The sequence below is a fragment of the Phocaeicola massiliensis B84634 = Timone 84634 = DSM 17679 = JCM 13223 genome (assembly GCF_000382445.1).
Classification (GTDB): domain Bacteria; phylum Bacteroidota; class Bacteroidia; order Bacteroidales; family Bacteroidaceae; genus Phocaeicola; species Phocaeicola massiliensis.
The window spans coordinates 151084-163956 of sequence record NZ_KB905473.1 but is presented as its reverse complement, the minus strand read 5'-3'; the positions used below and the strand labels follow the sequence as shown (position 1 = coordinate 163956).

Genomic DNA, 12873 nt, shown 5'->3' with positions numbered 1-12873 from the left:
AAATATAAATGAAGAAAAGCCATTTATTATCAAAATAAATATCCGAATAGTTTCTCATTCAAATCTTATTATGTACATTTGCCGAGCATTAAGTATTCTCATAGAAGAACAATATTACTTTTCCAACTTTATTCGCATGGTGACTAATGTAGAAATGTTTATCTTCATAAGATTCCTTATCGCATAATTTCCCTATTTTATTATTAAAACATTTATTTTAAAATGAACATTTTTATTGCAGGACTGAGCTATAATTTGAGCGAAGCCGAATTAGAAGAATTATTTGCAGAGTATGGAGAAGTAGTTTCAGCCAAAGTCATCATGGACAGAGAAACAGGCCGTTCCAAAGGATATGGATTTGTTGAAATGGCAGAAGATGAAGCCGGAAACAAAGCAATCGAAGCACTAAACGGCGCAGAAGTTGACGGAAAAACATTATCAGTATCAGTAGCACGTCCCAAGACAGAAGGACCGCGTCGAAGCTATAACAACAACGGTGGCGGTGGATACCATGGCGGAAACCGTGGCGGTGGATATGGCAACAGAGACAACAACTACGGCGGTGGTAATAGAGACAACAATTACGGTGGCGGAAGAAACAGATATTAATCTGTAGATTCCTCACTCCATATATCAAACGTGCGGAGATACTTTTCAGTATCTTCGCACGTTTGTTTTTATATTTTCCACGTCATATCAGCATTTCCCCAAAGGGGTAATTCCCATTTACTTACCTTTAAGCATGCTCTTCCCTACTCTTATGGTTTGGAGAAAAGCATATTGCGATTGCTTAACCACGTCCGTGGTTAAGTATAGTCACCTTGGTGGTTAACTTTAACCACCCTCGTGGTTAGACTTAACCACCTAGGTGGCTAAGCAATCATGAACCTGAAAACAGGTACAAAGCAACTAAGGAACAGGGGAATAGGCACACATAAATGACCGCCAACTTTATGCACGAGCCATGCAGCTGCTTTATAAGAACGAACGGTTAGGGGGTGAATGATGAAAAAAAGAAGGTATTGCGACAAGCTGTCAATCAACAAGATGAATCAGTTTGAATGCATTTTCCGCAAACTGTCAGGTTCTGTATATGCTTTTAATGTTGAACAATCAGTCTTGGAACAGTTTTTCTTTAATTATTATGAAGCGAAGAGATGTATAACGTTCAGAAATCGGATATAATGTCTGATTGAGCTTTGGCTGATGTGGAAGCGTTGGCGGGTTGCGAGGTTAGTTTTCAGACCCTTCCAAAAATACAGGCGTTTGTAGTGGAGATGTAAACGGTAGTAGCGAGTATTGTGTAAAAAGCTCATCTCAGTGGGGAGGTGGACCTGCATGCAGTGGTACGATTTAAATAATTTAGAATGGATTGTCGGATTATTTTTGAATGGTTCGACAATCCTTAAAATAGAATGGTTGGTAGGTTTACTGTTCGCTTTTTTTCTTTCTATCATGTAGCGTGAAAGAATGAATATCAGCAACTCGTACAGCCCTACTTCTGTCACGATAGGAGCTTCCTATACATTCGGAGCCACTATCGGAAGTAAGCAGGGAAGCGGAAGTAACAGCAATTATCACCAACCGTTTGTAGCAGAAAGAAGGGGGCTAAAAGACCGGAATCGTATACACCAAGCCGATGGAAAAGCGCTGAGTATCGGGGCTCACTGCTCCCAACGCCTTGGCACGGTCTGTCAAATGATGACCTTTATAAAGCATGTGAGCAAAGATCAGCAATTCACGATTACGCATCGGGAAATACTCCACACAAGCTTGAGCATTCCAGGTAGTACGGTAAAGACCTTTCTCAAAGATGCCGTTTGCCTTGTAAACACTTGCCGTTTCGTATGCTCCTTTGACATACACATTCCAATTGGGATGAATACGATAATCAAAATTGGCAATGGTGCTGAAGTATTCTGCATTCTCGGCTGTAGCAGGAGTAACCACGGCCGGACCTTGCAAATCACTGATTATGCCTTTACTATCCAGCCCTTCGCGAGAATACATCACATCAATATAGGCAATAACCGGACCTTTCTCATACACATTTCCCGCAGTCAGGTAATAAATATTCTTGCCCTCGGCCAGTTGTCCCCATGCAGCAGCATACCTCAGTTGAAGTGCTTTATCTACAAAAAGACCATTCCAATTCAAAGTGGTTATAATAGGAATCTTTGTCTTGTTGACTCCGGCAGGAAGCCCATAGACGTAAGTATCATTATCTTCACCGTTACGATTATTAAGCACTTGCAACACCAACTCTTGAGTCGGTGAGAAATTGAATGTGCCTGTTACTCCTGCCTGATAAGCAGGTACATTATCATTAAACTCACTGAATTCCCTCACTTTGATGGCATTTACATAATATTCATAACCGCCCAAAGAGAGAAACTGCTTACCCACTGTCAGGTTGAACCTATCAGACATTTTCCAGTTCATATACGCATATTCGATAGAAGAGGACAGATTATCCAGCGAGTGCGGATTACTGTATTTATTAAAAGACTGACGAAAATGATAAGAAAAGTCCTTTGTAAAAGAACCCAATATTTCCAAACGCACACGGTTCAGCTTAAAAGCAGCCTCATCCAGATTGCCATCTGTAAAATAAGCGGCTCCCGAAGTGTAAAACTCTAAATTCATATGTGCCGAAAGATTGGGATTAGTATTAGGGAATATACGCCCTAACAAACTTCGGATGGAATCATCCGGACTGATTAAAGGCTGCTCTTGTGCGCAAACAGAACATAAAGTGCACAACAGGATACAGCATGACAAGAATGTTCTTTTCATAATATATTTCTTAGTATTAGATTTAACAAAAACGATTGCCGACCTCCCTCCCGGCAAATAGTAAGGCGGACTGAATTAAATCAGCCCTCTCCTTTCAAGCTCTTCGGCTGCTATTTCCATTTCTTTATACCATTCTTCGCCAAACTTACGAATCAATGGTTTCTTCAAAAACTTATAAACAGGCAAGTTCTCTTTCTTTCCCAACAAAACAGCAGCCTTGCAGACATCCCAACGGTGATAGTTCACAGCCTTATAAGGACCATAATCACCGATGCGTATGGGATAAAGATGGCAAGAAACCGGTTTATAAAAATCAGTCTTTCCGGCTCGATAGGCTTTCTCAATAGCACAATAGCAATATCCCTTTTCATCATAACAGGTAAAGACACAATCCTTGTGATTGACAATGGAAGTCACCAAGTCGCCCTCTTCATCGGTATAAACGACTCCCTGTTTATCTATCACGGCACGTGCCTCGGGAGACAATTCCTCCCAAATAACCGGAAGTACTTCTTCCAACTTCTCCACCTCATCCAGTTCTACCGGAGCGCCGGCATCGCCTTCTATACAACATTCACCTTTGCAAGCATCCAAATTGCATAGAAACTTTTCACGAAACACGTCCAAAGATATTACAACATCATCTATCTGAATCATCTTATTACAACTAAAAAAGCGGGAGACGCAAAAGTTCTCCCGCTTCGTTTATCGGGTTTATTATATTACTTAATCAAATCTTTTCCAGTCATGTCGGCCGGCTGAGCCATGCCCAGAATATGCAAAATAGAAGGAGCAACATCTGCCAATACACCATTTTCCACTTTGGCATTCTTGTTCTCTGTCACATATACAAACGGAACAGGATTCAAAGAGTGAGCAGTATTAGGTGTACCATCTTCATTCAGTGCATGATCGGCATTACCGTGGTCAGCAATGATAATCACTTCATAGCCATTAGCCTTAGCAGCTTCCACTGTATCTTTCACACATTCGTCAATAGCCTTTACAGCCTTTTCAATAGCTCCGTAAATACCGGTATGACCTACCATATCACCGTTAGCATAGTTAACTACAATGAAATCGAACTTTTGAGTATTGATAGCTTCCACCAACTTATCTTTCACTTCGTAAGCGCTCATTTCGGGTTTCAAGTCGTAAGTAGCCACCTTCGGAGACGGAACCAGAATACGCTCTTCAGCATCATACGGAGTTTCACGACCACCATTGAAGAAGAAAGTTACATGGGCATACTTCTCTGTTTCTGCAATATGAAGCTGAGTTTTGCCGTTGGCAGCCAAGTATTCGCCCAATGTGTTCTGAACATTTTCTTTATCAAACAAAATGTGAACGCCCTTAAATGATGCATCATACGGAGTCATGCAATAGAACTGCAAGCCCGGAATAGTATGCATACCCTGTTCAGGCATATCCTGCTGAGTCAGTACAACTGTTAATTCTTTAGCACGGTCATTACGATAATTGAAGAAGATAACCACATCACCTTCCTTGATGGTACCATCTACCGTAGAGTTGTTGATGGGTTTGATAAATTCATCGGTAACACCTTCATCGTATGATTCCTGCATAGCCTGCACCATGTCGGCTGCTTGCTTTCCTTTACCTTCAACCAATAAATCGTATGCTTCTTTCACACGTTCCCAACGCTTGTCACGGTCCATAGCATAGAAACGACCTACGATAGAGGCAATCTTTCCGGCTGACTGTTCGCAATGTGCAGTCAGTTGTTCGATAAAACCTTTACCACTCTTCGGGTCTGTATCACGACCATCCATGAAACAGTGAATAAATGTATTCTCAAGGCCATATTCTTTAGCGATATCACAAAGCTTGAATAAGTGATCAAATGAACTGTGTACACCACCATTGGAAGTCAATCCCATGAAGTGAATATTCTTACCGTTTTCTTTAGCGTATGAAAAAGCAGAAACAATCTCAGGATTCTTCATGATGCTATTGTCAGCACAAGCACGGTTAATCTTTACCAAATCTTGGTAAACGATACGTCCGGCACCGATATTCAAGTGTCCCACCTCAGAGTTACCCATTTGTCCGTCAGGCAAACCAACATTTTCACCGCTAGCCTGCAACTCAGAGTGCGGATAATCAGCCAACAGACTATCCCAATAAGGAGTAGGAGTATTAAAGATTACATCGTCTTTACCTTGGTCGCCGATACCCCAGCCATCAAGAATCATTAAAAGGGCTTTTTTGCTCATAATCTTATTTTTGTTTAAAGTTTATCCTTGCTTTTACAGGTGCAAAGGTACAAAAAAGCCCTGTCAATGAATCATGTTTCACTTTTTTTTTATTGTGGAAGTTCGAAGATAAAACGCAACCCGTCTTTAAATTCTTCATCTTTCCATAAATGAGCATTCATGCATTCAGCAATCATTTTGCATACGAGCCAAGTCACATCATCATTGGTACCTGCAGAGACTGCACCGGCGACAGATATATTTCCTGTTCCGGCTATCAAAACCGAAGCTACATTCTTCTCCGGATTTAAGCAATAAGAAACAACGACGCGTCCTTCTTCCGTTATTTGGTTGATACAGTTCAGAATAGTTCTTCAAGGTCACATAATAAGCCATAATCTCACGCAAAGCCTCTTCTTTGTGATACTCGTCTTTCTTTTCCAAAGCAACCTGATAAAGTTTCTTTGCCCATTGTAAATGCTCTGCCCCACGGGTAGCATCCACAGAATCCGTCAAAACTTCCATCTCATTTTCTTTGTCGATAACAACGTTCAGACTTTTGCCCGAACTGCTCTTTGTTCAGTGCGTGTACCTGAAGAGTTTCAAAGGACAATCCCAAGAACAGGATTAATAAATAGAGGTTTCTCATCACCTTTAAAGTGTTTGACTCATTTTAATATCGACCCAAGTGACAAACGTAACCAATTGCCACATATCATCCAACACAATTTAAGATATTATTCCTGCAAAAGATAAATATAATGATTAATCTCTGCAAAACCGTGTTGCAAAACATACCAAATCATATTGTTGTTTATAAATAAATTACATTCCTTTGCATCGGGACAGTTCAGCACAGTTGGCGTCTGAATTAAATTCTTGAATAGCACATGAAAATAACCTTTGGACAACAGACAACGAAAGTAAAACAATTGGCAGATTTAATCAGCCAAGAAATCTCCATGGGTACCTATAAATCAGACAGTGCATTGCCCTCTATCAATCAATTAAGCCGTAATTATCATGTTTCGAGAGATACAGTATTCAAAGCTTTTATCGACTTGAAAGATCGCGGCATGATTGATTCCACTCCCGGAAAAGGGTACTATGTCACTAACAAACTGAAGAATATTTTATTGCTGCTGGATGAATACTCCCAATTCAAATATTCACTTTACAACAGTTTCATCAAGAAATTATCGATTAATTATAAAGTGGACCTGCTTTTCCACCAATATAATGAAAGACTGTTCAACACCATTATCCGCGAATCATCGGGAAGATACAACAAATATATCGTGATGAACTTCGACAATGAAAAGTTCTCCAGCAATCTTTATAAGATAGAGCCGTCCAAACTATTGCTACTGGACTTCGGAAAATTCGATAAAAAGGAATATTCGTATGTATGCCAGGATTTTGATGATGGATTTTATCAGGCATTGAACTGTCTGGAAAAGCAATTGGGCAAATATGAAAGACTCATCCTTTTGCTTCCCAGCGAAAGCAAACATCCCGGCAGCAGTGGCAGGTATTTTATAAAGTTTTGCCGTGAGAAACAACTGAAAGGAGAAATTATTGACAATACCGATGAAATAAACATAAAGAAAGGAGAAGCATATATAGTCATACGCCAGATAGATGTGGTAAATATCATTAAGAAAAGTCGCGCCGAAGGATTAAAATGCGGAAGCGATTTCGGAGTATTGGCTTACAATGACACTCCCTCTTATGAAGTAATCGATCAAGGCATCACTTCCATAAGTATTGACTGGGAGCAAATGGGAAAGCTGGCAGCAGATTTTGTTCTGTCCGGCAAAGAAATAAAAGAATACCTGCCGACAGAAGTACACATCAGGCATTCTTTATAACAGAAAAACAGGAATAAAAAGCATATAGTTAAAAACTTATTATCAACAATATCATGAAAAAGTATCCGAAAATCGGGATTCGTCCCACTATCGACGGCCGCCAGGGCGGTGTTCGTGAAAGCCTTGAAGAAAAGACTATGAATTTGGCAAAAGCTGTTGCCGAACTGATTTCTACTAACCTGAAGAATGGTGACGGCAGTCCCGTGGAATGTGTCATTGCCGACAGCACCATCGGACGTGTAGGCGAAAGCGCCGCCTGTGCCGAGAAATTTGAACGCGAAGGCGTAGGAGCCACCATCACCGTAACCAGTTGCTGGTGCTATGGTTCCGAAACAATGGACATGAACCCGCATTGGCCCAAAGCCGTATGGGGATTCAACGGAACAGAACGTCCGGGAGCCGTATATCTGGCAGCAGTATTGGCAGGACATGCGCAGAAAGGTCTTCCTGCTTTTGGCATCTACGGACATGATGTACAAGATTTGGATGACAATACCATTCCGGCAGATGTAGCCGAAAAACTGTTGCGTTTTGCCCGCGCTGCCATGGCTGTTGCCAATATGCGTGGAAAGAGCTATCTTTCTTTCGGCAGTGTCTGCATGGGTATCGCCGGTTCTATCGTAGACCCAAACTTCTTCCAAGAATATTTGGGTATCCGCAATGAAAGTGTGGATGAAACAGAAATCCTGCGCCGCATGGAAGAAGGTATTTACGACCACGAAGAGTATGCCAAAGCAATGGCATGGACTGAAAAATATTGTAAGTCCAATGAAGGTGAAGACTTTAAGAACCGTCCCGAAAAACGTAAAACCCGTGAACAGAAAGATCAGGACTGGGAATTCATTGTCAAGATGACCCTCATCATGCGCGACCTGATGACCGGCAACCCCAAACTGCGCGAGATGGGATATAAAGAAGAAGCCATCGGACACAATGCCATTGCTGCCGGCTTCCAAGGACAACGCCAATGGACAGACTGGAAACCTAACGGTGACTTTACCGAAGCATTGCTAAACACTACTTTCGACTGGAACGGTATCCGCGAAGCCTTTGTCTTGGCAACCGAAAACGATGCCTGCAACGGTGTTGCCATGTTATTCGGTCACTTGCTGAGCGGCTGTGGTCAGATGTTCTCGGACATCCGCACTTATTGGAGCCCCGAAGCTGTAAAACGCGTCACAGGCAAAGAACTGACCGGAATGGCTCAGAATGGTATTATCCACCTTATCAACTCAGGCGCAACGACATTGGATGCTACCGGCGAAAGCCGTAATGCCGCCGGAGAACCTTGCATGAAGCCCAATTGGGAAATGACCGAAGCGGATATGGAAGCCTGCCTGAAGGCAACAACCTGGTATCCGGCAGACCGCGATTATTTCCGTGGTGGCGGTTTCTCTTCCAACTTCCTTTCAAAAGGCGGTATGCCTGTAACTATGATGCGTCTCAACCTGGTCAAAGGCCTTGGTCCCGTATTGCAATTGGCCGAAGGATGGACAGTAGACATTGATCCGGAAATCCACAATATATTGAATATGCGTACCGACCCTACTTGGCCTACCACCTGGTTCGTTCCGCGCTTGTTCGACAAACCGGCATTCAGAGATGTATATTCAGTAATGAACAACTGGGGTGCAAACCACGGTGCCATCAGTTACGGTCATATCGGACAAGACCTTATCACACTGGCTTCTATGCTCCGCATCCCGGTATGTATGCATAATATAGAAGACGATAAGATTTTCCGCCCGGCAGCATGGAATGCTTTCGGTATGGATAAAGAAGGTTCGGACTACAGAGCTTGCGCTACTTACGGACCTATCTATAAATAACAATTACACTGTCAGGACACAAAGTATTGTGTCCTGACAGTCAATGAATACCCTATTATACTTTGAAAAAACAAACCATGAAAGATACAGACCAACCTATTTTGCATAAAGACGGAGTCAGCTATATATTGCCTTTTATACTAGTCACCTGCTGCTTTGCCTTGTGGGGATTTGCCAATGACATTACCAATCCGATGGTAAAGGCTTTCTCTAAGATTTTCCGAATGAGCGTCACTGACGGTGCCTTGGTACAAGTTGCCTTCTACGGAGGATATTTCGCCATGGCATTTCCGGCAGCAATGTTCATTCGCAAATATTCCTATAAGGCAGGCATTCTTCTAGGACTAAGTCTTTATGCCGTAGGAGCCCTCCTATTCTTCCCTGCAAAAATGACAGGCAGTTATTATCCTTTCTTATTGGCTTATTTCATTCTGACTTGCGGACTCTCATTCTTGGAGACCAGTTCCAATCCATATATTTTGTCGATGGGAACAGAAGCCACCGCCACCCGACGGCTCAATCTGGCTCAGTCTTTTAATCCCATGGGCTCCCTGCTGGGCATGTATGTGGCCATGAATTTCATTCAGGCAAAACTCAATCCGATGGACACGGCAGAACGTGCACAGCTGACTCCAACCGAGTTTGCCGCGGTACGGGATTCCGACCTTTCGGTATTGATAGCTCCTTACCTCACCATTGGAATCGTCATATTTATCATGCTTTTGGTGATTCGCTTTACTAAAATGCCAAAGAACGGCGACCAGTCACACAGTATTAATCTCGGCCCCACCCTTAAACGTATTTTCTCCATTCCCCACTATCGGGAAGGAGTTGTGGCACAATTCTTCTATGTCGGTGCCCAAATCATGTGCTGGACTTTCATCATCCAATACGGCACTCATTTATTTATGTCACAAGGTATGGAAGAGAAGGCAGCAGAAGTACTCTCACAAGAGTATAATATCATTGCAATGATTATCTTCTGCATCAGCCGATTTGTATGTACCTTCATCTTACGTTATCTCAATCCCGGAAAACTTCTGGCCATACTTGCAGTGGCAGGATGTTTCTTCACGGCAGGTGTTATTTTCTTCCAAAATATTTGGGGTATGTATTGCCTGGTAGCAGTCTCCGCCTGCATGTCATTGATGTTCCCCACAATCTACGGTATCGCTTTGACCGGCTTAGGAGATGATGCCAAGTTCGGTGCTGCCGGTTTGATTATGGCAATTCTGGGCGGTTCGGTGCTTCCCCCGTTACAAGCAAGCATCATCGACATGCATACGCTTTGGAATATGCCTGCGGTAAACCTATCATTTATCCTGCCGTTCATTTGTTTTGTGGTGATTGTCATTTATGGACATCGCTCTTACAGACGAGGGCAATATTAAAGCCCCCCGACCGAGAAATCAGCAATCAATAGCGTGATGATTTCTCGGTCGGAGAGATATTATAAATGCATTGTTTCAATGTAGGATAAGACGATATTTAGATACCTTCGGGTGTCTTGTGGCCTCTCTTTATGTGGAATAAAAAGATGACTTATGGAGTAATCTTTATTTAATACAAAAATAAATGGCTCATTTAGATTTTCCAATGAAATACCCAAGGAATCTATCCTATAGATAGGATAGGACAAATTATTAATACGTTTGAATATTAATAAATCATTTCGATTATGATAAGAAGCCAGTATATGAATTTGTTGTTTCTCCTTTTTGTTCAAATGATTATCAATGCAGGAAAACAGACTATCTATACATACATTACAATTTAATTCAGAATACCGTATAATTATCCTTCCACCCTCTTTTATCACATTGCTTAAAGTGTATTCCTTATTGTTAACATCATAAATAATCTTATTGGAATCCAATACTGAGCCTTCATTACCAAGAAGCTCAAATTGTTCTTCACGTAGCAAATACAATATTTCTTTTTCTAAAGAATAACTGTTGTAGCTCATTCTGCCATTCTTATCCGGGTGGACAGATAAAAAACTGCCTAACATTAAAGAAACGATAATAAATATGGCAAAACTCTTTTTCATTTTATTTCTTGAAATAATACAATAAGATTATTGGATTATCATCCATCTTCAAATCTTTGCAGAAAGGAATGAGATTATCCCCTATATTTGTAACTTTGCCTTTACAATACCCCTTCTTCTCCAACCATTCTTGTTCAGTACGTTCATGAAAAGAATCATATATAGACGCTGCATCTATGGCACCAACAAGATATTGTTCTGTAGCACCGACAATAGGTCGTGTAAATGGGAATATCGAGTTTATGCTATTCAACAGCAGAGGTCTCATTATAGTTTTTTTACTTGCAATATGATAAAATAAGTGATAGTTTAAGTTCTTTAGCACACACGATGCATATATATAGTCTGATGTAATTGCATAAGTATCTATTATCACATATTTTCCTTCTTCTATCTCTCGCGGCCATATATTTTCATTCCCTTTTCTAATCAATTCTTGAGGAACCGCCTTACCATTTAAATCTATGATATATTCATACTTCATTTCACCCTCCGGTGAAATTGAAAAAATAGTATCACTCCATGTCTTTTTATAATAGAGTGTATCCGAAAATGAAGCCAGACTGTTTCTTTCTAAAATGTTTTGGTATTTTTCCTTTTCTTTGTATGCTAACCGGTTATTCACCTTAAAACAAGAATCCGTCTGCCACAAGGAATAATTCAGAATTTCAGGAAAATGATAATTGAAAGCGTTTATACCAAAAAATACATAATTGTTTGTAGAAAAGCGGTGTAATTGTATACATGAAAAAGGAAGTTGTCTGATATCCTTTAAAATACCATCCAAAGTATAGATGAATATTTTGCTTTGAAATTGGTCTAAAATCAAAACTTCGTTTTCAGAGATACAAAAGTCAGTCACTTCCCTTTGCATCTCAGGACCTTCCCCATACTGCCCAATAACATTCAGATATTTCCCTTCCAATGTAAAACGCTTTACTGATTTGGTCTTGAACTTATCAAGTACATACATACAGCTGTCTACGACAATGACTTTATCAACAACCCCTACCAAAGATTCTTCGGTAGTTTCCAATCGGACAGCAATCACCGTATCAAATAATTCATGCATTAGGCAATAGCCCTCAGAGTCAAACTCACCAGCATGAATAGTGATATTTTTTCCTGCCGAAACAGCAACCTCATGAAAAGATTCAGAGATGTAATCGTCCGACTGTATGCCCCTGAACAATGTTTCTGCCCTCTTTTGTCGGGAACATGAAAGCAGGAGCATGGATATTAAAAAAAAACACAAATACTTCATGTCAACATCCGGCCGATGCCAAACATGTTCCGGCTCCATATCCGCACACCTTTTTGTTATACTCCGTCCATGTGGCTGTCTGAGTCTCACTCACCGTTACCCCTGTTCCCGGTATCCCTATTGTAACAGAAGTGCCTGACGTTTTGGTATAAGTACAATCCGTGGTGTATTCTTCCCAATTAGTACCCCGAGGACCGCGTACAAATTTGCCATCATCAGCTAACACCTCCAAATCAGTAAGTAACGGTAGCTTTTCAATCTCTTCACTATTGGCTTTAAATACAAAATACATATTTGCACCAACGGTGAAAATTAAGATGAATCTTAAAAAAAATCTTTTTGTTTTCATAGTATATCATATTTCTATATTCTACAAATATATGAAAAAGAAATAAGACAGAAAAGCATTCCGTAAAAAATAAGAACAAATTTAGAACTTAATATCTCAGTCAAAATAACAAGCGATTTCAGCCAATCAGTCTAAGTAGCACAGTTCTTGCCCCCCAAGAACAAAACCTCTGTATCCGTCTGCAATCCTAGTTAGTTTCATTACGTTGAAATTCTAATTTCATCGCCATAAAACTAAAGTTTTTAATGCCTGATACCGGGATGCCTACGACATTTCTTTTTATGGTTTTTCCATTGCTTTGCTCAGCGCACACCGCACTTCCTTTATCACTTCCGGGCTATCAGTGGCAAAGGGTTGCCGAATGATTTCGGTACGTTGCATGTCAAGGTTCATTTCTACAGTTTTCATAAGCGGGTTCTCCTAATATAAACATAATAAGTTTCCCCTAGCCGGAATAGATTATAGACAATAGTTAATGCAATTTTCGATATTCGCCAA

The 12873-nt window shown here is 40.9% G+C and carries 12 protein-coding genes; 4 read left to right on the top strand and 8 right to left on the bottom strand.

Annotation, left to right across the window (positions count from 1 at the left end; genetic code table 11):
* Positions 1-222 precede the first annotated feature (222 nt).
* Positions 223-609 (top strand): RNA recognition motif domain-containing protein, encoded by a 387-nt coding sequence (locus HMPREF1534_RS05480; protein WP_005942488.1) that lies wholly within the window; start codon positions 223-225, stop codon positions 607-609.
* A 999-nt stretch (positions 610-1608) separates the two neighbouring features.
* On the opposite strand, the gene HMPREF1534_RS05485 is transcribed toward HMPREF1534_RS05480, so the two are convergent.
* The 4 genes from HMPREF1534_RS05485 to HMPREF1534_RS05500 form a co-directional block, all read right to left on the bottom strand.
* Positions 1609-2796, bottom strand: coding sequence for an OprO/OprP family phosphate-selective porin (locus tag HMPREF1534_RS05485; RefSeq protein ID WP_005942485.1), 1188 nt, complete (start codon positions 2794-2796; stop codon positions 1609-1611).
* Between the two features lie 75 nt (positions 2797-2871).
* Entirely contained in the window at positions 2872-3453 is a 582-nt protein-coding gene (locus tag HMPREF1534_RS05490; RefSeq protein WP_005942484.1) for a DUF3109 family protein, read from the bottom strand.
* A 65-nt stretch (positions 3454-3518) separates the two neighbouring features.
* A complete protein-coding gene (gene gpmI, locus HMPREF1534_RS05495; protein ID WP_005942483.1) occupies positions 3519-5033 on the bottom strand; it encodes a 2,3-bisphosphoglycerate-independent phosphoglycerate mutase in 1515 nt (504 codons plus the stop codon).
* A 201-nt stretch (positions 5034-5234) separates the two neighbouring features.
* On the bottom strand, positions 5235-5537 hold the full coding sequence (locus tag HMPREF1534_RS05500; RefSeq protein ID WP_005942481.1) for a hypothetical protein: 303 nt from the start codon (positions 5535-5537) through the stop codon (positions 5235-5237).
* Between the two features lie 365 nt (positions 5538-5902).
* Between HMPREF1534_RS05500 and HMPREF1534_RS05505 the strand changes: the two genes are divergently transcribed.
* From HMPREF1534_RS05505 to fucP, 3 genes are all read left to right on the top strand, one after another.
* Entirely contained in the window at positions 5903-6883 is a 981-nt protein-coding gene (locus HMPREF1534_RS05505; protein ID WP_005942479.1) for a GntR family transcriptional regulator, read from the top strand.
* A 53-nt stretch (positions 6884-6936) separates the two neighbouring features.
* Positions 6937-8712, top strand: a complete 1776-nt coding sequence (gene fucI / locus HMPREF1534_RS05510; protein ID WP_005942477.1) for an L-fucose isomerase — start codon at positions 6937-6939, stop codon at positions 8710-8712.
* 77 nt (positions 8713-8789) lie between these two features.
* On the top strand, positions 8790-10103 hold the full coding sequence (gene fucP, locus HMPREF1534_RS05515; RefSeq protein ID WP_005942475.1) for an L-fucose:H+ symporter permease: 1314 nt from the start codon (positions 8790-8792) through the stop codon (positions 10101-10103).
* Positions 10104-10162: 59 nt separating this feature from the next.
* On the opposite strand, the gene HMPREF1534_RS05520 is transcribed toward fucP, so the two are convergent.
* The 4 genes from HMPREF1534_RS05520 to HMPREF1534_RS21025 all read right to left on the bottom strand — a co-directional run bounded on the left by HMPREF1534_RS05520 (position 10163) and on the right by HMPREF1534_RS21025 (position 12783).
* The gene (locus HMPREF1534_RS05520) at positions 10163-10762 is read right to left on the bottom strand and encodes a hypothetical protein (RefSeq protein WP_005942473.1); all 600 of its coding nucleotides are present in this window, start codon (positions 10760-10762) and stop codon (positions 10163-10165) included.
* Position 10763: 1 nt separating this feature from the next.
* A complete protein-coding gene (locus tag HMPREF1534_RS05525; RefSeq protein ID WP_005942472.1) occupies positions 10764-12065 on the bottom strand; it encodes a 6-bladed beta-propeller in 1302 nt (433 codons plus the stop codon).
* Entirely contained in the window at positions 12028-12318 is a 291-nt protein-coding gene (locus HMPREF1534_RS05530) for a hypothetical protein (RefSeq protein ID WP_254883569.1), read from the bottom strand. The genes HMPREF1534_RS05525 and HMPREF1534_RS05530 overlap by 38 nt, the downstream gene beginning before the upstream one ends.
* Positions 12319-12654: 336 nt before the next feature.
* The gene (locus HMPREF1534_RS21025; RefSeq protein ID WP_018452338.1) at positions 12655-12783 is read right to left on the bottom strand and encodes a hypothetical protein; all 129 of its coding nucleotides are present in this window, start codon (positions 12781-12783) and stop codon (positions 12655-12657) included.
* Positions 12784-12873: the final 90 nt, after the last annotated feature.